The organism is Arthrobacter sp. Alg241-R88 (assembly GCF_900537115.1).
Lineage (GTDB): Bacteria > Actinomycetota > Actinomycetes > Actinomycetales > Micrococcaceae > Arthrobacter.
In genome coordinates this window covers 287,887-307,619 of the sequence record NZ_UNRG01000002.1, presented here as the reverse complement: position 1 = coordinate 307,619, position 19,733 = coordinate 287,887, and the positions used below count along the sequence as shown (strand labels likewise).

Here is a 19,733-nt window from a genome sequence, read left to right as displayed (position 1 = left end):
CAGCATGGAATACCGTCCCCTTGGCCGCACCGGTGTGCGGGTCAGCCCTCTATGCCTCGGTGCCATGATGTTCGGCCCCTGGGGCAACGATGACCGCGCCGACGCCACCCGGATTATCCACCGCGCACTCGACGCGGGAATCAACTTCATCGACACCGCGGACGTCTACTCGGGCGGTGTATCCGAGGAGATCGTCGGGCAGGCCCTGGGGAGCCGGCGCGACGACGTCTTCCTCGCCACCAAGTTCTTTATGCCCATGAACCAGGACGATCCCAACCAGCGCGGCGGGTCACGCCGCTGGATCATGCGTGCGGTGGAGGACTCGTTGCGGCGGCTGAACACCGACTACATTGACCTGTACCAGGTGCACCGGCCCAGCCCGGACACCGATGTGGAGGAGACCCTGGGCGCCCTCACCGACCTGGTCCGCCAGGGCAAGGTGCGGTACATCGGTTCCTCGTCCTATTCAGGGTCCCAGATCGTGGAGGCCCAATGGGCATCACGTGACCGCAACCTGGAGCGGTTCGTCACCGAGCAGCCGCCCTACTCCATCCTGGTCCGCGGCATCGAAGAGGACATCCTTCCCACCGCACACCGCCACGGCATGGGCACCCTCACCTACAGCCCGCTCGCCGGCGGCTGGCTCTCCGGGCGGTGGCGGAAGGACTCCGCATCCAGGCCCAGCTCCAGCGCCCGGCCCAGCGCCCGGTTCGACATGACCAAGCCGGCCAACCAGCGCAAGCTCGACATCGTCGAGGAACTCGCCCAGGTGGCCCAAGACGCTGGGGTCACGCTCATCGAGTTGGCCATCGCGTTCGTCATCAACCACCCCGGCGTCACCTCAGCCATCGTGGGACCTCGCACCATGGAACAGCTGGACTCCTACCTCCCCGCTGCCGATATAACTCTTTCCACCGATATTTTGGACCGCATTGACCAGCTCGTCGCCCCGGGAGTGACAGTCAACCCCGATGACAACAGCTACGGCACCCATGAACTCACGGCACAGGCACGACGACGGACGCAACCATGAGCGACGCGCACCGTGAGGAGCTCCACAGTGAGCTGTGCCAGGCGATGGTGGACGGGGATCTTGCAGAGCTCGGCTCCCTCCTCGCCGGCGACTTCACGCTCACCCACATGACCGGATACGTGCAGGCCAAGGCGGAATGGCTGGAGGCCATCGATACTGGTGAGATGCAGTACCACCGGATGGAAACGGTCGACGCCACCCACAGCACTGCCAGCTCTGTGCCCGTGCTGACCGCCCGCACCCTGACCGATGCCACGATCTGGGGGGCGAGGGCAACTTGGCGCCTGAGTTTGCGCTCCTGGTTCGAGCCCCGCGGAGACGGCTGGGTCATCGCCCGCACAGTCGCATCCACCTGGTGAAACCCCGACGATAGACAACAGGTAAGGAAACCATGCATATCGAACCTGCAGTGCCTACGACCAAAAACCCAGCGATGCACTTCGCCGGGGACGTCTGGCTGGATCCCATCGCACTCCCCCACGAGCCCGACCAGACCATGGTGGTCGCCACCGTCCGCTTCGCACCCGGAGCACGTACCGCCTGGCATTCCCACAAACACGGCCAGTATCTGCGTGTCACCCAAGGTGTCGGTCGTTTCGGTACCCGGGACGGAAAAATCATCGAAGTCCACGCCGGCCAGACGATCTACACCCCACCCGGAGAGGAACACTGGCACGCCGCCGCCCCCGGCTGCTTCATGGAACACATAGCCATGCTCCAAAACAGCGAAGACCCTTCCGAAACGACCCTCTGGGGCGAGCACATCACGGACGACGAGTACAACGGCCGTAAATAACCGACAAGGAGAGATAGTCAGATGCGTGCAACTTTTATGTATGGAGCCGGCGACGTGCGGGTGGAGAACGTGCCCGATCCTGTGCTGCAGGATCCCACCGACGCGCTGGTGCGGATTGTCTGTTCCTGTGTCTGCGGCTCGGACCTTCATCCGTACCACAGCATGCCTAAATCCCACCAGGGTTCGCCGATGGGCCACGAGTTCGTCGGCGTGATCGAGGAGGCCGGCAAGGATGTTTCCACATTGAAAAAGGGAGACTTCGTCATTGCCCCCTTCGCCTGGTCCGACGGGACCTGCGACTTCTGCCGGGAAGGGCTCCAGACCTCGTGCCGCCACGGCGGTTTTTGGGCCGCCGGCGGGATAGGCGGCGCACAGGCCGAGGCCGTCCGCGTCCCCTTTGCCGACGGAACTCTCGTGAAGGCGCCAGTCGGGGAGGATAGCGACCTGCTGCCATCGCTGCTCACGCTGTCAGATGTTTACGGCACTGGCTACCACGCCGCCATCAAAGCCGGCGTCAACGAACGGACCACCGTCACCGTCATCGGTGACGGGGCAGTCGGCCTTATGGTGGTCCTGTCCGCCAAACAATTGGGCGCCGGGCAGATCATCCTGATGGGCCGTCACAAAGCGCGGACCGACTTGGGCATCGAATACGGTGCCACGGACGTGGTGGCTGAAAGGGGCGAGGCCGGGATCGAGAAGGTCCGCGAACTCACCGGCGGCGACGGCACCCACACCGTGCTCGAATGCGTCGGGCACCGGCCCGCGTACGACCAGGCGCTCGGCACCGTCCGCCCCGGCGGCGTCATCAGCCGCGTTGGTGTGCCGCAGTACGAGGACGCCCCGATCGGCTTCGGCTCCATGTTCGGCCCCAACATCACCCTCACCGGCGGCCCGGCCCCTGTCCGCGCCTACATGGAGACCCTGCTCCCCGGCGTCCTGGACGGCACCGTCAACCCGGGCAAGGTCTTCGACCGCACCATCAGTCTCGAGGACGTCCCCGACGGCTACCGTGCCATGGATTCCCGCGAATCCCTCAAGGTCCTCATCCGGCCATAGAGAGGGCTAGAGCTGCGCATGCATCGGAGCCCGGCTAAACCTCAGTTAGGACTTCCGCCCAGCACGTCCACGTGTACGTGGTCGAGGTGACGCAGGATTTCGTTGCCGGGCTCAGGTGCGTCGTAGTTCTGCCATTGCCCCCGGGAGCTGTGCACGCTCCAGAACCTGTCGTCGAAGATGACGTATTGGATGTCCAGCTCCTCGGCATGGGCGACGAGCCAGTGGGCAAGGATCCATCCCTCACGCCGGTTCTCCTCGGTCACAGGGCGGAAGAAAATGTCAATTGCCCTGCCGTCGTAGTGCGTTGAGTCCGCTCCGTGTCCCTGGTCGATGCCGCCCGGGGCGAACCCGCCCAGGCTTTGGTCGCCGAACACTTTGGTCATGGTTTCGCGCAACTGCTCGGCGCGGGGTGTAAGACCGTTAACGCCTGCCTGTTGTTCCTGCAGATCACTCGCCGCTGAGCCTCGACAGCTCAGGGTAGGACCAGCATCTTCGGATGGTCCGTCAGCCAACTGCTGCAATACCGCCTCATCGACGCCGGAGGTGTCCGGAGCCTCCATCCCGCCGGCCCGGAGCGCAACGGCGGTCGTTGCAAGCTGTGCCTCATCACGGTCGAGACCAACCTCCCCTTCAGCGGTTTGCACGAGGCACTCCGGACGCAGCAGCAGGGAGCCAGCTTCCGGGCGCAACAGCAACAAGCCGGGCCCGAAAAGCCCCAGTGCTGCCGCGAGCACCCCGAGTACGAAAAGACCGAAGAACAGGCCGCGCCGGGTACTCCAGCTGTCTTCAGGCGCCGCGGCGGGTTGGCACGTCTGTCGCGTTTTGATCGGCCTCGCGGCGGACAGTGGCAGCCCAGGTGGCGAGCAGGTTGAGTGCGTCGTGTCCGGGGGTGCCGGGTTCGGCGCTGTAGGCGATGAGGGTGAGGCCTTCGTCGCCGGGGAGTTGCAGTGCCTGGAAAGTCAGTTCGAAGTCGCCGACCACGGGGTGGTGGAAGGTCTTGGTCCCGGAACGGTGCAGGCGGACGTTTTGCGCGGCCCACATGGTCCGGAAGTCCTTGCTTTGGGTGGAGAGCTCTCCGATGAGGTCGGTCAGGTCGCGGTTGTGGGGGTTGCGTGCGGCTTCCTGCCGGAGGATGGCGACGACGTCCTGGGCCATTGATTCCCAGTCCGCCACCTGGCCGGGAGACGCAGGATCGAGGAAGACGAAGCGGGCGAAGTTCTGCGGCTGCTCCGGCTCGTCACCGTTGGGGTGGTACAGCGCCCGGGCGAGGTCGTTCATGCCGAGGACATCGAGCCTGCCGTTTTGGACAAAGGCCGGGATGCCGGTCATGCCGTCGAGGAGGTGCTGGATGCTGGGGCTGAGCTGCTGCGGGCCGCGCCGGCGCTGCCTGGGCCGTTTCTGGTTTGCCGCGCGGGCGAGGTCGAAGAGGTAGGTGCGTTCGGCGTCGTCGAGTTTGAGGGCACGGGCGAGGGACTCGAGGATGCTGTCGGAGACGCCAGTGAGGTTCCCGCGCTCGAGCCGGTTGTAGTAGTCGATGCTCATCCCGGCCAGCATGGCGAGTTCCTCACGGCGCAGGCCGGGCACGCGGCGCAGGCCGCCATAAATCTGCAGCCCTGCCATGTCCGGGGTGATCCGGGCACGGCGTGATTTGAGGAATTCACGTACTTCGCTGTTGTTCGTCACGGTTTCCACGGTACGCGCGAACACAGGGCCGGTGGGAGGTACTGGCATTACATGGAACACCAGCCACTACCTCGGCAACAGGGGCGACGGTTGACTTGTAGATGAAGAGAGGCAAAGCGCCTCGACATCCAAGACTTCTACGGAGAATCCCTGAATGACAGACTCACTGACCGCGCACCCCGCGGACGTGACCACGAGACGGCGCTGGATCGCGTTGATCTTCATCTCGATCGCCCAGCTGATGGTGATCTTTTGATGCCTCGATCATGAACATCGCCCTTCCCCAGGCCCAGCTGGACCTGGCGTTCAGTGACGCTGACCGCCAAGTCGGCACTGCACTCATGAGCTCCATTGCCGCCGGCGCCACCGCAGCCTGGCTGGAAACCAACCGGACCGCCACGAGTGCGGCAGCGGATCAGGCCGCCGTTCACGGATATGTCACAGCCTTCTGGTCGGCTGCCGGCGCCCTCGTTCTTGCCGCAGCAACCTCTTTCGCCCTCGTCCGTTCCACCCGACCCTCCGATCCAGTCGCCGATGGATCCTCCACCGATTCCGCCGCCTCGCTGGCTTACTACTAAAAGTGCTTCACACAAGGCCAAGAACAAAAAGGATCATCATGCCATTCCGCATCACAAAGCCGGGCAGAGCCCTGCTGGCCAGCGTCTCCCTGGCCGCGGTCCTTGCCAGTTGCTCACCAACCGTCACCTTGCCCGGTGCAGAATCCAACGAACCAACCATGTTCCAGGCAACAATTTCAGAAAGTCCCATCCCCATGAATGAGACGCCAAGTACCCCGTCCACGAACTCCGATGAAGCAGCAGTCCTTTAGGTGAACAGGGAACGGAGCCGGTTGCTCGTGGAGCAGCGGACCGACGAACTCGATGAACTGCTCGCCCCGGACTTCGTGGCCGTGCATATCAGCGGTTACGAGCAGACCAAAGCCGAATGGCTGGACCAGATCCGGTCCGGGCAGATGCGCTACCACGGCTTCGAGGAAGTCTCCGCCACCGTCACCATCGACGGCGACTCCGCCGTGGCGGTCACCCGGAACCTGGTTGACGCCACCATCTACGGCTCGCGCGCCACCTGGCCGCTGGAGTCCACCACCACCTACGTCCGCGACGGCGGTACCTGGAAAGCCCAGCACTCCCGGGCCCGCACCTACTAACCGTCCAACCCGTTCAGCGCCGCCCCCCACCACAGACAATCACACCACGTAAAGGGAAACACACCATGGCACAAGAAGTAGCAGTCATCATCGGCTCAGGCAGCATCGGAGTAGCGATCGGCCGCATCGCCGGCATCGGCCGGCGCGTCCTGCTCGCCGACTACAACGAGGAGACGATGAACACCGTCGCCGCCTCGCTGCGCGGCGAAGGTTACGACGTCACCACCCGCCAGGTGGACATCTCAGACCTCAACGCCGTCGCCGCCTTGGCCGACACAGCTGCAGCCGCCGGGGACGTCACCCGCGTGGTCATTGCAGCCGGTGTGTCCCCTGTCCAGGCGAGCACCGAGCGGGTCCTGCACGTTGATCTTCTCGGCACCGCCTACGTCCTGGAAGAATTCGGCCGGGTCATCGCCCAAGGGGGTTCCGGCGTCGTTATCTCCAGCATGGCCGGCCACATGGGCGAGGGCTACCCGCGCGAGGTCCAACACGCGCTTGCTTACACCCCCACGGCCGAGCTTCTTGGCCTGCCGTTCCTCGCGGCCAACAAGGTGGGCGATTCAGGCGCCGCCTACACATTGGCTAAACGCGGCAACGCCCTGCGCGTCCAGGCAGCAGCAACCACCTGGGGCGCGCGCGGGGCGCGCATCAACTCCCTCAGCCCGGGAATTATCTCCACTCCCCTGGCCCAGGACGAAATGTCCGGACCGTTCGCCGAAGGCTACCGCAACATGATCAACACCTCAGCCGCCGGCCGCATGGGCACCCCAGCAGAGCTGGCAGCCATCGCCGGGATCCTTCTCGGACCCGAAGGTGCTTTCATCACCGGTTCAGACCTCCTCATCGACGGCGGCGTCATCGCAGCGATGCGCGCCGGACAGCTCTAACAACATCCCTAAAACCGAGGAGAAGCCTGCTGTGGTTGAACTCATCACCCTGAATAACGGCGTCACTATGCCCTCGGTCGGGCTGGGCGTGTACCAAACCCCTCCCGACGAGACCGTCGCCGCCGTCGAGGCTGCCACCGAAGTTGGGTACCGCCATATTGATACGGCTGCGGCCTACGGCAACGAACGCGAGGTCGGGGAGGGCCTTCGCCGCTCCGGCGTCCCCCGGGAAGACGTCTTCGTGGAGACGAAGGTCTGGGTCAGTGACTACGGCTTCGACACCACGCTCCACGCCTTCGAGAAGAGCGCCAAGAAGCTCGGCGTGGACCAGATCGACCTCCTGATCCTGCACCAGGCCCAGCCCAACACCTTCGACAAAACAATCCTCGCCTACAAGGCACTCGAGCGGCTCCTCGCCGACGGTGCGGTCCGGGCCATCGGCGTCAGCAACTTCAATCCGGTCCGGCTCGAGGCGCTCCTGCGCGAAACGGACGTCATGCCGGCGGTGAACCAGATTGAGCTGCACCCATACAACATCCGGCCGGACGTCCGGGCTGCCAACCAAGCCCACGGAATCGTCATGCAGGCATGGTCACCCATCGGCGGGATCCGGCACTACAGGGGTGACACCACCACACCTTTGACCGACTCGACGATTCAGGGCATCGCAGACGAGCATGGCAAGACGACAGCGCAGGTCATGATCCGCTGGCACATCCAGCAGGGCCGTTCCGCCATCCCCAAGTCGGTGCACCGGGACCGGATTGCGGAGAACTTCAACGTGTTCGACTTCGAACTCACCGCCGACGAACTGGCCCGCATCGATGCCCTGCACATCGGCGACACCATGGATCCCGATCAGATCGACTTCAACAGCTTCGGCCTCACCATCCCCGAAGCCTGACCGGCAAGAAAAAGGGACCAAAACCCGCAGACTTGACGCCGCGGCGATGCTCGCACCTGGCGGTTGCCGCCGGCGCCAGAACAGGAACTGATCATGACCCAAGAAGCACTCACCATCCTCTTTGTGGGAGCCACCGGCAGCGTCGGCCGCCCCGCCATCACTGAAGCCCTCCGGCAGGGCCACACAGCCCAGGCCCTGGTGCGCAACGAGCGGTGGGCCCGCATCCTGGATGACCGTGCACAGGTAATCGTCGGTGACCTCACCCGCCCGGAAACACTCACTGCCGCGGTAGACGGTGTGGACGCCGTCGTCTTCACCCACGGCGCGCCCTACGGAAGCAGCGACCTCGAAGCCGTCGACTACGCCGGCGTCCGCAATATCCTCACCGCCCTGCACGGCCGGCGGGCGCGCATCGCCCTGATGACCGCCATCGGGGTCACCGCACGGGCCGACTACTACGACTGGAAACGCCGCAGCGAACGCCTGGTCCGCGCCAGCGGCAACCCCTACACCATCGTGCGGCCGGGCTGGTTCGATTACAACGACAAAAACCAACTCCAGATCACCCTGCTCCAGGGCGACACCCGCCACGCCGGAAACTCCTCCGACGGGGTCATCGCCCGACACCAGATCGCCCGCGTCCTCATCGACAGCCTGACTTCTGACGACGCTGCCAACACCGCGTTCGAACTCGTTGCCGAACACGGCCCCGAGCAGCCCTCCCGTGATTCCCTGTTCGGGCGCCTTGACCGCGATCCCAGCGGGGGCATCGACGGGGTCCGGGACCAGCAAAACCTTCCCTTGGCCACAGAACCCGGGTCCGTCGTCGCCGACCTCGAAGCCTTTACCAACCGCACCTAATTCTTGCCTGAGCACGGCCAGCTCCGGAAGGGCTCTTAGGACGAGGCCGGCTTCGGCCTTCCGTAGGCGCCATAGACCTGGCTATTCATGCCGAATGACCCGATCATGGTGCTGTGAGAACCGAAGCCACTGCCTTGCCGAGGCTCTCCGTGGTGGACTTGCCACCCATGTCCGGAGTAAGGGCCTGTGATCCACGGGCCAGCACTGTTTCCATAGCGGTGGTGATGGCGGCTGCGGCTTTGGGCTCCCCGAGGTGGTCGAGCATCATTGCTGCGCACCAGATTTGTCCGATCGGGTTGGCGATGCCTTTGCCGGCGATGTCCGGGGCGGAGCCGTGGACGGGCTCAAAGAGGCTGGGGAACTTGCGTTCGGGGTTGATGTTGCCGCTGGGGGCGATGCCGATGGTTCCGGTGCAGGCGGGACCGAGGTCGGAGAGGATATCGCCGAAGAGGTTGCTGGCTACAACGACGTCGAACCAGTCGGGGTGCATGACGAAGTTAGCGGCCAGGATATCGATGTGGTATTTGTCGACGTCGATCTCAGGGTAAGCAGCGGACATGGCCTGGACGCGTTCGTCCCAGTAGGGCATGGTGATGGAGATGCCGTTGCTCTTGGTGGCGGATGTCAGGTGCTTCTTGGGCCTGCTCTGGGCCAGGTCGAAGGCGTACTTGAGGATCCGGTCCACCCCGGTCCGGGTCATAACGGTTTCCTGGACCACGGTTTCGCGGTCGGTGCCTTCGAAGATCTTCCCGCCGATGCTGGAATATTCGCCCTCGGTGTTCTCGCGCACGACGTAGAAGTCGACATCCCCCGGGACCCTGCCGGCCAGGGGGCTGGGCACGCCGGGCAGGAGTTTGACGGGGCGGAGGCTGACGTACTGGTCGAAGTGGCGGCGGAACTGCAGAAGGCTGCCCCACAGCGAAATGTGGTCAGGGACGACGTCGGGCCATCCGACGGCGCCGAAGAAGATGGAATGGAACTGGTTGAGTTGGTCGAACCATCCGTCGGGGAGCATCTTCCCGTGCCGGGTGTAGTAGTCCGCGGAGGCGTAGTCGAAGTGCTCGTATTTGAGGTTGAGGTCGAAGGCTGAGGCTGCGGCGTCCAGGACGCGTAGTCCTTCGGGTACGACTTCGGTGCCGATTCCGTCGCCGGGAATGACGGCGATGTGGTGGGATTTCGTCATCAGTGATCCTTCTCTTGCTGTTCGGGGTTGGAATTAGCGGTCGACAGGATGTGCCGGTTCGCGGTTTTCAAGGACATCGATGACGGCGTGCGCCGCGGCCAACCCCGCCCGGGTCCGTGCCTCAATGGTTTGTCCGGCGAGGTGGGAGGTGATGATGATGTTGTCCAGGCCCCGGAGGGGGCTGTCCGAGGGCATCGGTTCGCTCTCAAGCACGTCCAGCGCGGCCCCGGCGATGGTGCCGTCGTACAGTGCTTTGGCCAGGGCCCTTTCGTCCAGGAGTGAGCCGCGGGCGGTGTTGATGAGGACGGCTGTGGATTTCATCGCTTGCAGCCGGGGCGCGTCGATAAGTTTGCCGCCGGACCGTCCTCCGCGGGTGTGCAGGGAGAGGTAGTCGGCCTCGCGGATGACGGTGTCGAGGTCGGCGAACCGGACGGCGCTGGTATCAGGGTCGGGGTGGGCGGTGCTGACCACGACGGTCATGCCCAGGGCGGTGCCCAGGTTTGCGGTGGCGCGTCCGCTGGGGCCGTAGCCGATGATGCCGAGGGTGGAGCCGCGCAGTTCGCTGCCGGCTTCGCGGGGCCAGCGACCTTGCCGGACGGCGAGGGTGACCTCGGGGAGGCGGCGTGCGGCCATGATGATCAGTCCGATGGTGAGTTCGGCAACGGAGTGGTGGTTGGTTCCTGGGGCGTTGCAGACCCTGATGCCTCGCTCTGTGGCGGCTTGGACGTCGATTGAGTCGTAGCCCACGCCGCTGCGGGCGATGACTTTGAGCGACGCGGCATGTGCGAGCATGTCGGCGGTGACCGGTTCGCTGGCGAGGATAACTCCGGATATGCCGTCGAATAGTGAGCGGCCTTCCTCAAGGGTCCGTGGCCCCCGGGAGGGCGAGTAGACCGGTTCCAGGCCGTGCTCGCGCAGGAGCTGGTCCACGGGATCTCCCGGGTGGAGGTAGTCGGTGGTGATCAGGATGCGGGCAGCCATGGTGCAGGGTTCCTCATGTGATCGCCGGGAATGATGCGCTGTGCGCTGTCATTAGCGGCTTGGGGTTTTAGTTCACGCGGGCAGGGCCGCCACGGTGTGCGCGGCGGCCCTGCCAGATGCGGTGTTAGTGGACGTCTACTTTGTCTGACTCCACAGTGGTGGGTGTCTTTGACTCGATGTCGTTCTTTTTCTGGCCTGCCGCGTGCAGGACCCTGCGGGCTTGTTCGGGGTCGTAGTCCTTTTCCCACTTTCCGACGACGACTGCTGCCATCACGTTGCCGAGGACGTTGATGAACACTCGGCCTTCGTTCAGGAGCCGGTCGATGCCGACGATGAGGGCCAGGGCAGCCAGCGGTATGCCGCCGACGGAGCTCAGGGTGCTGGCCAGGACGATGAACGCGCCACCTGCGATTCCAGCGGTGCCCTTGCTGGTGAGCATCATGACGCCTACCATGACCAGCTGCTGTTCCCAGGACAGGTCCATGCCGACGGCCTGGGCCAGGAATACCGAGGCCATGGTGAGGTAGACGGCGGAGCCGTCGAGGTTGAAGGAGAACCCGGAGGGGATGACGATGCCGACGGTGGATTTGCCGACGCCCATGGCTTCGAGCTTCTTGATTAGCTGCGGAAGGACCGCTTCGCTGGAACAGGTGCTCAGGGCGATCAGCAGTTCGGCCTTGAAGTAGCGCATCACTGTGAAGATGTTCAGCCCGGTGGCACGGGCGATGACGCCCAAGACCACGAGGACGTAGGCGATGCAGGTTCCGGTGAACAGCAGGACGAGGTAGCCCAGTTGCTGCAGGCTTTGGGTGCCGTAGTTGGCCACCACGGCGGCCAATGCGCCGAAGGTGCCGATGGGGGCAAGCCGCATGACCCAGTTGACGATTTTGAAGATAACCGTGGACAGGGCCTGGATGCCCTTGGTCAGGAAGGCGCCTGCTTCACCGGAGACATTCATCGCGGCGCCGAAGATGATGGAGACCATCAGGGCGGCGATGATCGTGTGGCCGGTCAGGGCGCCAAACAGCGATTCGGGGATGATGTTGTTGACGAACTCGATGCCGTCAAAGCCTTCACTCGCCTTTGCCGGGACTTTACTGGAGTCCAGCTGGGACGGGTCGATGTTCATGCCATCGCCCGGACGGAAAACGTTGGCGACAACGAGGCCGATGAGCATCGACAGCAGGGACAGGGCCAGGAAGTAGCCCAGTGCCTTCACCCCGATGCGGCCGGCCTTGCGCAGGCTGTCCATGGATGCGATGCCAAGGGAAACAACGCAGAACACCACCGGAATGACGATCATCTTCACCAGGGCGATGAACCAGTCGCTGAGCGGGGTGAGCTGTTTGCCGACTTCGGGGAGGAGGAAGCCGACGGCGATGCCCAGGACTGCACCCAGAACGACTTGAAACCAGAGTTCGCGCATCAACCGGCCGAACCGGGATCGCTGTTTGGGCGGGTGGGCGGAATGTTGCGGGTTCTGCATGGTGTGGGACGACATCTTGGGTGCTCCTTTGCACGACAGACAGAGAAAATTTGAGAGGTGCGGTCCCGGGCAGTGATACTGCCCGGGACCGGGGCACTACCCGAGTGGTTAGCTGTGCAGGTCGCGCAGGACCTTGTAGAACTCGGCCTTACCTTCAAGCCCGATGCCCGGGAGGTCGCCCGGGGCCACGCGGCTGTTGACGATGACAGCGTCGTCGGTGAAGCCGCCGGTGGGCTGGAACTCGCCCGGGTAGGATTCGTTTCCGCCGAGCTTGAGGGCTGCTGCGATGTGCAGCGAGAACTGGTGTCCGCCGTGCGGGATGCAGCGGCGGGAGGACCAGCCGTGCTGGGCCAGCATGTCCTGGATCCGGCGGTATTCAGTCAGGCCGTAGCTCAGGGCCGGGTCAACCTGGATGAAGTCCCGGTCCGGGCGCATCCCGCCATAGCGGATCAGGTTCCGGGCATCCTGGAGGGAGAACAGGTTCTCGCCGGTTGCGATCGGATTTTTGTAGTGCTCGGAGAGGGTGGCGTTCAGGGCGTAGTCCAGCGGGTCGCCGACTTCCTCGTACCAGAACAGCCCATACTGATCGATGGCTTTGCCGTATTCAAGTGCCGTCTGCAGGTCAAACTTGCCGTTGACGTCCACCATCAGGCGGGAACCGTCGCCGTCGAGGACCTCGATCACGGCTTCGATGCGGCGAAGGTCTTCGGCGAGGTCCGCACCGCCGATCTTCATTTTGACCACGTCGTAGCCCTTTGCCAGGAAGCCACGCATTTCGTTCTGCAGGTCCTCAAGGCTCTTGCCCGGCGCGTAGTAACCGCCAGCGGCGTAGACGAAGACGTCCTTGTCCGGGTTGCCGTCACCGTAGTGGTCCGAGATCCAGCGGTACAGCGGGACGCCGGCGATCTTGGCGGCAAGGTCGTGCAGAGCCATGTCGGCCACGCCGACGGCGACGGAGCGTTCACCGTGGCCGCCGGGCTTTTCGTTGGACATCATCAGGTCCCACGCCTTTTCCGGCGAAAGCTGGCCGTCCTCGTCGAGAAGGTCTTCGGATGGGGCATCCATGATGCGCGGAAGGATGCGGTCTCTCAGGATGCCCGTGGCGTTGTAGCGGCCGTTGGAGTTGAACCCGTAACCAACGAGGGGCTTGCCGTCAACGAACACATCGGAGACGAGCGCGATGATGGTGCAGTCCATCTTGGTGAAGTCAATGAAGGCGTTCCGGATCGACGAGCTGATGGGAATGGTGCCAACGTGGGCGGAAACGATTTTCATCTTTGAATCTCCTGTTGATCTTATTTCTTATAAGACCTGAGCCTAGGTTAGCCCGAGATGGAAGGGGCCGAAGCCCTTCCTTGCGAATATCTTATAAGACCTGCGATCAAGGTTAGCGGCGAGTGACGCGACGCACAAGTCTTGGGAGGGGATTTCTTATAAGATGTTCTGGACAGTACGACGGCGGCGATTAGCAAGAAACTCGGAGCGTTGGATGAGCACCACGAACGTCTTTTCCAGTAAGGGGAGTCTGGCTTACGGCGAACTCCGCCAGCTGATCCTCTCCGGCGGCCTTGCCCCCGGCTCACGGGTCTCCCAGTACGAACTGGCCGACAAGATGCAGATGAGCATCACTCCCCTGCGTGAAGCAATCCGCCGGCTCTCAAGCGAGGGCCTGATCATCATGGATACTCACCGGGACTCCCGTGTGGCTGACGTGAGCGCTTCGGAGGCCCGCGAACTGCTTGAAGTCCGCCTCTCGCTGGAGCCGTCAGCGACCGAGTTGGCGGCACACCGCCGGACCGAAGCTGACATCGTCGCCATGCGAAATGCAGCGGAGAAACTACTGCCGGTCACCAAGGTCTGGGGCGAGGACGCTATCACAGCACACCGTGAATTCCACCGGGCCGTCTACGCCGCCTCCCACAATGCCAGCATGATCAAGCTCCTGGATGACCTGTGGGACAAGTCCGATCGCTACCGCCGCCTTGGCCTGGAACTTCCCTCCGGTGATGAACCACGAACCATAGACCTGAACCAACACCACCAAATTCTTGAGCTTGTAGCCTCCGGCGATGGTCCCGGCGCAGCCGAACTCGCACGAACCCACATTGCCAACAGCCTCACAGCCTCGGTAACCGGAGCCCTTGAGGAAAGCGAGAACGTCCAGTCGGCAAACTCGGAGAAATCCGCTTAGTATCCTGCGCCGACGGATCCCCTTCGGTGGTCAGGAAAGCCGGCAACCCCTGCCGGCGCCTGTCCCACATCAGCTACTAGCCCGAGACACAGCTGGATGCGCGTCTCTTTTTGCATCCCAAACTGGTCTCATCAGCGGTCCTTTGTAGGCAGTGCCTCGCGCGACATTCGCGCGAGGACCCACGTTGGCTGGCGGGAGACCGTCATGACGCTCACCGCGGACGACATCGTCCAGGCCGCGCTGCCCTTGGGCGAGGAGCCGCAACCGGAACCAACTCAGGAACCGGAGCAGCCACGTCGGTGGCGCTGGCTGGCCTGACCGGATCCACAATTGCTGCCAGGCGAACGCACCTACCGTCCCCGCCGGGAAAAGCACATCTATGTCACTTCGCGGCTGCGCGCCAGAATCGCCTCGCCCCCGCCGATGAGCCTATGTGCAGCCCTTGAGAAGGCCGGCGATGGCGTCGTGCTCGGCTTGAGTGACCCAGAGGCTGTATTTGGCCTTGACTACAGTTTGGCGAGCGACGTATTCGCATCGGAAAGCTTTGTTCGGCGGAAGCCATGTAGCTGCATCTTTGTCACCTTTGGCACCGTTTGTCGGGCCGTCGGCGGCCATGAGATTCAGCGGGTCATTGGCGAGTTCCTTGCGCTGGTCAGGGTTGAGCTGCTGTGCGCCCTTTTGCCAGGCGTCGCTGAGGGGAACGATGTGGTCGATCTGGACGTCGGAGCTGGTGTCTTGGCCGCGGGTGAAGGTAATCGTGGTGCCGGTGTACTTATCGGCCAGGGTTCCGGTCATGACCACACAGTTGTTGGTGCCGGGCTTGAACGTCTCGCTCGTCAAGTCTCGGGCGAGGATGTCATTACGGGTGTCGCAGCCGTTGCGGTCCGTGTCCGCCCAGGCCGGTCCAAACTCGTCACGGGTATAGCCGGTCTTTGGGGCGCGACCCTTCACGGGAATGCTCTCCAATTGGGCAAGGGCGCTGGCGGCCTCAAAGGCAAAGGACGGGTCTGCCGGGGCTGGCGCATCGGCTGCATTGCGTGGAGCCGACTCGAGGACCTCAAGGGCGTTGGCGGCAGCGTCACAACCGGTGAGGGAGCCAGCCAGTAGAAGGGAGGCGGCAGCGGTCAGGGTCCGGGTGGAGAATCGGATGATCTTAGGGTCCTTCTGTTGCAGCGGGCTCTTCCACGCTAACGTCCAACGCCGCCTGCTACAGACAGGCCCACTCGTGGCGCCCCTCACAGCCTGCGACTCCCTTGGTCCTCGTGAAGCTCCCTTCTAGTGTCAATCGCTGGGGCAATTCTTAGTACTGGGCTGGGAGTCTCGTCGGGCGGCTTGCTTCAGTTCGCGGCGGCCATTCTGTGACATCAATCTTGCCTTGCCCCCAGCATGCGGTGGGAAGCGTCAGACGGTCGCTCCCTCGCGCAACCCTGTGGCGCATGAGCGTACCTGCTTCGGCGGGCTCAAAGAATTTAGTAAGTCCTCGTGGTTCCGCTCGACGGACGGATCAACAGGTCGATGTGCTCCTGGACAACCTCAACAACAGCTTCAATAACGGCGCGGACGTTATGGCCACGGCGCAGCGGTTCATGCTTTGGATCGACACGGCACAAATTACCCCGAATGGCGGCGACGTAACCATAGCGTGGGACGCGTTCCAATCGCATCTTCAAGCTGTAGGGGAAAGATCACATGATTCGGAAAATTCGAAAGATCTTGTCTGCCCTGATCGGGGCGTTGCTGGTGGCCGTCTTCCTTGGCCCGGTCAGTCCGGCCCAAGCGGCCGGATATCGATGTATCGGCGCGCCGGCGGATGACCCGGGGGCCGCAGGCCTTGGTACTGGCATGTACTCTGAGCCACGGACTTTCCTTGAAGCACAGTCGTGGTGGTCGGACCATAAGACTCACGCCCACCTGGGGGCATGCCTGCCTGCTGATCAGACCGTCAGGACTGGTGGCACGGTACTTACGGCCCACTGGCGGATCGACCTGCACGGCATGAACGGTTACCTGCACCGGCTGACGCAAGAGGTCGCAACCGACAGCTGTTCTGCCTGCGGCGAGAAGGCCACCTTCTACAACACAGACTCCACCAAGTTCAGGGGACCTGGCATCTTTTGGGTGACTACTTCCTTCGACGTTGGCACAGCCGATAAGACGGGGTGGCAGCAGGTGCAGAACCGGTTTGAGATAAAGGTTGCTGACGGGACGGTGCGCCCGGCCATCCGTTACATGGCCAATATCCAGCACGGCAAGACGCTGGACCACTATAACCGCCACGACACGAACGGCTACGGCTGGCACACCAACACCGCGTACGCTTATGCCCGGCTGAAGTCCAGCACGTCTTCCTACTCGCCAACGCTGCCTTACGCGCCGGTCAAGGGTAATTACTCCTTTATCGCCTCGCACGAGACAACCACCGATGGAGTGAGCAAGAACATCACCGGTTGGATGGTGTCAGTGGATCCGAAGCTTCATGCGGATCCGCCTTCCACCGGACTTGTCCTTGGCAGCGGCACCACAGCCTGCGCTCCTACCGTCAAAGGCACCTGTCATGGCCCCCGTAATGTCGTGTGGACCATCGATACGACCAAACTCACGGACGGTGTGCATTTCGTGACCATTTTCACGCACCAAAAGGACTCGTCCACCAAGGAGAACACTGGCGTGTTCAAGTACCCCATCATTGTGGACAATATCCCCGGCTAAACCTGACTTAGGGTGCCAGCCGTGGCAGTTGCTTTTGGCCCGGCTGGCACCCGCGTGGTTCTTGGCGCGGCGATGAGTGCAAACGAACTGCCTTCGGTAAACCCGTCCTTCTAGACTGCGCGGATCGAAATGAGCTCGTAGACCACGGCCGAGCTCATTGCCGGCCCGCGGCAGGTCAGTTGGCGCGGCGGGGCGTGGCGGGCCTGCATTTCGACGTCGAGACGGGCCGGGTGAGGCGGGCTGCCGGCGATGCGGATCCGCCAGTAATCGCCATCGCGGGAGGTCGCCGCGACCACGTAGTCATGCCGGCCCGCGGGGCCGAAACGTGCGAGCGTGGCCGCGACAGCGGCCTGCTGTGCTGGGAAGAGGTCTGTGTAGCCGCGCAAATACTCCGCGCGGATACGGCCGGCGAGGTGTTCTTCGATCGTGGCCACGGACGCCTCAGCGCTCAGATTCCCGTAGTACACGCCGTCGGGCGCGACAACGACATTGCCTGCGAACCTGTCACCGCCTACATGCGAGCATTCCCACACCAGCTCCGGCCAGCGCTCACTCAGCGCACGTCCCACAGGCCGTCCCCATACGGCACAGCATTGGTCACGTTGACTGTGGGTGCACACCAGAATGACGGGCGGATGGCCGAGCTCTCCCGCGGTGCCGAGGGCCGTGGCAATCTCCGCCAGATCCTCATCCCGGCTCCACGTTCCCCATTGCTGACGATAGGCACCGGAGTTCCCATGGTGCAGCACACCCCAATGGTTCTCACCCTCACGCCGGCGGGGGCCGGGCCGCCTCACCAGCAGCACCCGCGCCCGTGCCGCCTTGGCGGCGGAGAGCACGATAGCTTTGGTCCCAGGCTCGAGATCAAGCCCATCGAAGCCATTGAGCGGCCACCCGCCCCGGTACTCAATGAGGACCCAGACGACACCATGCGACGCCGTGCCGGCAAGGGGGTCGCCGCGCAACCGTGCGCCTTCAGAACAGAAGAATCGCTCCTTGGCGGCCGCTGGGGGCAAGTTATTGGTTAAATCACTGTTCAACGGGAACGAGGACCCCCGCGCGCAGTAGTCTTTCAACGAGTTCGACGCCGAGATCACCGGCGGCGTGAATCTCCCCGTCCAGCGCGCACACCACAGACGGCAGATCGGCCTCGGGGAAGTCGAGCCAACCCACGCGCGTGGTCAGGCGCCGACCCTCCAGCCGTGCTTCCAGTGCATCGCGAAGCCGCACCGCGGACTCGGGGCTTAGGCCGTCGACGGCGGCGAGCTGGGCCAACGGTCCCAGCGGGGCAGGGCGTCCCTGTCCTCGCCTGGTGCGGTGGAACAGGGCGGTGGTATCAGCCTCAGCAAGGGCGGCCGCCAATCGCCCACGGACGGCGTCGATCTCCCCGTTTGGCCCGTCCACGCCCAAGGGCAACGTACTGCGCATCTCGGGATCGTCGCACAGCGCTGCAAGCGCGGCCTGCGCGAGCTGTTCGGCCAATGCGTAGCGGGTCCAGCTGTGGATTCCCAGCGTGAGGTGGATGGAGACCTCGCCCTGCGCCTGGGCGGCATGCAACCAGCCGCGCGGCAGGTAGAGGACATCCCCTGGCTCTAGCACCGTGTCGATATAGGCCTCGCCTTTCGCGGCCTCCGCCACGGCGGAGCGGCGGTCGGTCCAGGGTTGGTCACGCAACGGATCCGTATGAACCGGCTCATGGATGATCCAGCGCTTTGTCCCCTCGATCTGCAGGACGAAGACGTCGTGCACGTCGTAGTGATCGTCGAAACCCCTGTTTTGAGGCGGCGTGATGTAGGCATTGGCCTGCACGGGATGTCCGAGCTCAGTGCTCAGCTTGCTGCTGAAGTCCGAGACAGGCTCCCAGGTGCGGTGCAGTGCCTGCAGCACGAGCGTGGCACCGTCCGCGAATTTGCGCCAGAGCGCTGTGTCGTCGAGCTGGTCAGAGATGGTGGCACCGACGCCGGCGGGTGAGGTGAATGATGAGTCGGGAAATGTGGTGCCGCCCTTGGCGACGCGGAGAAAAGGTGTGCGCAGTCCACGACGCGAGACCAGTTCGTCGACGGCCTCGGCAGAGAAGAGATCGGAGAAGTCGCTTGCAACACGTGTGAGCAGCGCCGTGTGTCCCCAGACGTCGCCGGCGAACCTCTCACGGCCAATGTTAATCAGGCGTGTCTCCAGCACCCCGTCGCTTTCCAAGGCGTCGGGGTCCTGTTCCGTGCGGGTGGTGCTCAAAATCTAGATGCCCCGTTCTGCGGCTCCCCCATCAGCTCCGCCATCGGCACCGCTGTCAGCTCCGCCATCGGCACCACCGTCGGCACCGCTGTCAGCTCCACCATCGGCACCGCCATCAGCTCCACTGTCAGCACCGCCATCGGCTCCACCGTCGGCGCCTCCGTCTGCCCCGCTGTCAGCTCCTCCGTCGGCACCCCCGTCATGCATGCCAGGGACACCAGCCGCGCCACCGTCCGCGGGGCCTTCCTGCTGGCTTGGATCCTGCTCTGGACTGGTCATGTTTCCTCCCGAGAATCGAATCGCTAGGATCAGCTCCGATACCGGCACTGATCACCCAACCGGGCGATCCAACGGCACCGCCCGTGATCACCCTAACGGCACAGACCAGCCCTGGGAACAACCTTCTTTTTATTCAGAACTGGAACAGTCCTATTGGCCGGCCGGCACAGCCATCCCGTCCCCTTTACGAGATTGAATCCAGGGCGCACCGGCGCCGGGAAACACTGCTGCCTGCAAGATTGAGCAGCTTCAGAGGCGTCATTTCGGCTATAGGCTCGACA

23 protein-coding genes and 1 pseudogene are annotated in these 19,733 nt (G+C 63.6%); 13 read left to right on the top strand and 11 right to left on the bottom strand.

Annotated elements, in window-relative coordinates; all coding sequences use genetic code 11:
• Nucleotides 1-4: 4 nt before the first annotated feature.
• Genes G6R19_RS06220 through G6R19_RS06205 form a run of 4 tightly spaced genes read left to right on the top strand, consistent with a single transcriptional unit; the run spans nt 5 to nt 2,888 of the window.
• Entirely contained in the window at nt 5-1,033 is a 1,029-nt protein-coding gene (locus G6R19_RS06220; protein WP_163163378.1) for an aldo/keto reductase, read from the top strand.
• A complete protein-coding gene (locus G6R19_RS06215) occupies nt 1,030-1,392 on the top strand; it encodes a nuclear transport factor 2 family protein (RefSeq protein ID WP_163163376.1) in 363 nt (120 codons plus the stop codon). Before G6R19_RS06220 ends, G6R19_RS06215 begins: the two co-directional genes overlap by 4 nt.
• A 32-nt stretch (nt 1,393-1,424) precedes the next feature.
• The gene (locus G6R19_RS06210; protein ID WP_163163374.1) at nt 1,425-1,829 is read left to right on the top strand and encodes a cupin domain-containing protein; all 405 of its coding nucleotides are present in this window, start codon (nt 1,425-1,427) and stop codon (nt 1,827-1,829) included.
• Nucleotides 1,830-1,850: 21 nt separating this feature from the next.
• Entirely contained in the window at nt 1,851-2,888 is a 1,038-nt protein-coding gene (locus tag G6R19_RS06205) for an alcohol dehydrogenase catalytic domain-containing protein (protein ID WP_163163372.1), read from the top strand.
• A gap of 41 nt (nt 2,889-2,929) precedes the next feature.
• Here G6R19_RS06205 and G6R19_RS06200 read toward each other — a convergent pair whose 3' ends face one another.
• The gene (locus G6R19_RS06200; RefSeq protein WP_240341780.1) at nt 2,930-3,532 is read right to left on the bottom strand and encodes a hypothetical protein; all 603 of its coding nucleotides are present in this window, start codon (nt 3,530-3,532) and stop codon (nt 2,930-2,932) included.
• Nucleotides 3,533-3,674: 142 nt separating this feature from the next.
• Entirely contained in the window at nt 3,675-4,571 is an 897-nt protein-coding gene (locus G6R19_RS06195) for a helix-turn-helix domain-containing protein (protein WP_163163370.1), read from the bottom strand.
• 266 nt (nt 4,572-4,837) lie between these two features.
• Between G6R19_RS06195 and G6R19_RS06190 the strand changes: the two genes are divergently transcribed.
• On the top strand, nt 4,838-5,149 hold the full coding sequence (locus G6R19_RS06190; protein WP_163163368.1) for a hypothetical protein: 312 nt from the start codon (nt 4,838-4,840) through the stop codon (nt 5,147-5,149).
• Between the two features lie 7 nt (nt 5,150-5,156).
• On the opposite strand, the gene G6R19_RS06185 is transcribed toward G6R19_RS06190, so the two are convergent.
• Complete coding sequence (locus tag G6R19_RS06185; protein ID WP_163163366.1) at nt 5,157-5,372, bottom strand: hypothetical protein; 216 nt, start codon at nt 5,370-5,372, stop codon at nt 5,157-5,159.
• A 28-nt stretch (nt 5,373-5,400) separates the two neighbouring features.
• Between G6R19_RS06185 and G6R19_RS06180 the strand changes: the two genes are divergently transcribed.
• The 4 genes from G6R19_RS06180 to G6R19_RS06165 all read left to right on the top strand — a co-directional run bounded on the left by G6R19_RS06180 (nt 5,401) and on the right by G6R19_RS06165 (nt 8,391).
• Complete coding sequence (locus G6R19_RS06180) at nt 5,401-5,739, top strand: nuclear transport factor 2 family protein (RefSeq protein ID WP_163163364.1); 339 nt, start codon at nt 5,401-5,403, stop codon at nt 5,737-5,739.
• Nucleotides 5,740-5,804: 65 nt separating this feature from the next.
• A complete protein-coding gene (locus G6R19_RS06175; RefSeq protein ID WP_163163362.1) occupies nt 5,805-6,626 on the top strand; it encodes an SDR family oxidoreductase in 822 nt (273 codons plus the stop codon).
• A gap of 67 nt (nt 6,627-6,693) precedes the next feature.
• Nucleotides 6,694-7,530, top strand: coding sequence for an aldo/keto reductase (locus tag G6R19_RS06170; RefSeq protein WP_163164124.1), 837 nt, complete (start codon nt 6,694-6,696; stop codon nt 7,528-7,530).
• Nucleotides 7,531-7,623: 93 nt separating this feature from the next.
• Nucleotides 7,624-8,391 carry an SDR family oxidoreductase gene (locus tag G6R19_RS06165; RefSeq protein WP_163163360.1) on the top strand — a complete coding sequence of 256 codons (768 nt, stop codon included), beginning with the start codon at nt 7,624-7,626 and terminating at the stop codon, nt 8,389-8,391.
• 103 nt (nt 8,392-8,494) lie between these two features.
• On the opposite strand, the gene G6R19_RS06160 is transcribed toward G6R19_RS06165, so the two are convergent.
• The 4 genes from G6R19_RS06160 to G6R19_RS06145 all read right to left on the bottom strand — a co-directional run bounded on the left by G6R19_RS06160 (nt 8,495) and on the right by G6R19_RS06145 (nt 13,316).
• A complete protein-coding gene (locus tag G6R19_RS06160) occupies nt 8,495-9,574 on the bottom strand; it encodes a tartrate dehydrogenase (protein WP_163163358.1) in 1,080 nt (359 codons plus the stop codon).
• A gap of 33 nt (nt 9,575-9,607) precedes the next feature.
• Complete coding sequence (locus G6R19_RS06155) at nt 9,608-10,555, bottom strand: phosphoglycerate dehydrogenase (RefSeq protein ID WP_163163356.1); 948 nt, start codon at nt 10,553-10,555, stop codon at nt 9,608-9,610.
• 124 nt (nt 10,556-10,679) lie between these two features.
• Nucleotides 10,680-12,056: a cation:dicarboxylase symporter family transporter gene (locus G6R19_RS06150; RefSeq protein ID WP_205484271.1), complete on the bottom strand. Its 1,377-nt coding sequence runs from the start codon at nt 12,054-12,056 to the stop codon at nt 10,680-10,682.
• A 93-nt stretch (nt 12,057-12,149) separates the two neighbouring features.
• Nucleotides 12,150-13,316 carry a mandelate racemase/muconate lactonizing enzyme family protein gene (locus G6R19_RS06145; protein ID WP_163163354.1) on the bottom strand — a complete coding sequence of 389 codons (1,167 nt, stop codon included), beginning with the start codon at nt 13,314-13,316 and terminating at the stop codon, nt 12,150-12,152.
• Nucleotides 13,317-13,530: 214 nt separating this feature from the next.
• Between G6R19_RS06145 and G6R19_RS06140 the strand changes: the two genes are divergently transcribed.
• Together G6R19_RS06140 and G6R19_RS20360 are read left to right on the top strand one after the other, a co-directional pair.
• Nucleotides 13,531-14,232, top strand: a complete 702-nt coding sequence (locus G6R19_RS06140; protein ID WP_163163352.1) for a GntR family transcriptional regulator — start codon at nt 13,531-13,533, stop codon at nt 14,230-14,232.
• 192 nt (nt 14,233-14,424) lie between these two features.
• Nucleotides 14,425-14,550 (top strand): annotated as a pseudogene (locus tag G6R19_RS20360) (AAA family ATPase); the annotation flags it as partial.
• Nucleotides 14,551-14,661: 111 nt separating this feature from the next.
• Here G6R19_RS20360 and G6R19_RS06130 read toward each other — a convergent pair.
• A complete protein-coding gene (locus G6R19_RS06130; protein ID WP_163164122.1) occupies nt 14,662-15,360 on the bottom strand; it encodes an HNH endonuclease family protein in 699 nt (232 codons plus the stop codon).
• 308 nt (nt 15,361-15,668) lie between these two features.
• Here G6R19_RS06130 and G6R19_RS20200 point away from each other — a divergent pair, with 308 nt between their 5' ends.
• Together G6R19_RS20200 and G6R19_RS06125 are read left to right on the top strand one after the other, a co-directional pair.
• The gene (locus G6R19_RS20200; protein WP_205484269.1) at nt 15,669-16,046 is read left to right on the top strand and encodes a hypothetical protein; all 378 of its coding nucleotides are present in this window, start codon (nt 15,669-15,671) and stop codon (nt 16,044-16,046) included.
• A 181-nt stretch (nt 16,047-16,227) separates the two neighbouring features.
• Nucleotides 16,228-16,941 (top strand): hypothetical protein, encoded by a 714-nt coding sequence (locus tag G6R19_RS06125; RefSeq protein ID WP_205484267.1) that lies wholly within the window; start codon nt 16,228-16,230, stop codon nt 16,939-16,941.
• Nucleotides 16,942-17,051: 110 nt separating this feature from the next.
• Here G6R19_RS06125 and G6R19_RS06120 read toward each other — a convergent pair whose 3' ends face one another.
• The 3 genes from G6R19_RS06120 to G6R19_RS06110 form a co-directional block, all read right to left on the bottom strand.
• Nucleotides 17,052-17,906, bottom strand: coding sequence for a sucrase ferredoxin (locus G6R19_RS06120; protein ID WP_240341779.1), 855 nt, complete (start codon nt 17,904-17,906; stop codon nt 17,052-17,054).
• A 64-nt stretch (nt 17,907-17,970) separates the two neighbouring features.
• Complete coding sequence (locus tag G6R19_RS06115) at nt 17,971-19,137, bottom strand: cupin domain-containing protein (RefSeq protein ID WP_163164120.1); 1,167 nt, start codon at nt 19,135-19,137, stop codon at nt 17,971-17,973.
• Nucleotides 19,138-19,169: 32 nt separating this feature from the next.
• On the bottom strand, nt 19,170-19,403 hold the full coding sequence (locus G6R19_RS06110) for a hypothetical protein (RefSeq protein WP_205484265.1): 234 nt from the start codon (nt 19,401-19,403) through the stop codon (nt 19,170-19,172).
• Nucleotides 19,404-19,733 lie beyond the last annotated feature (330 nt).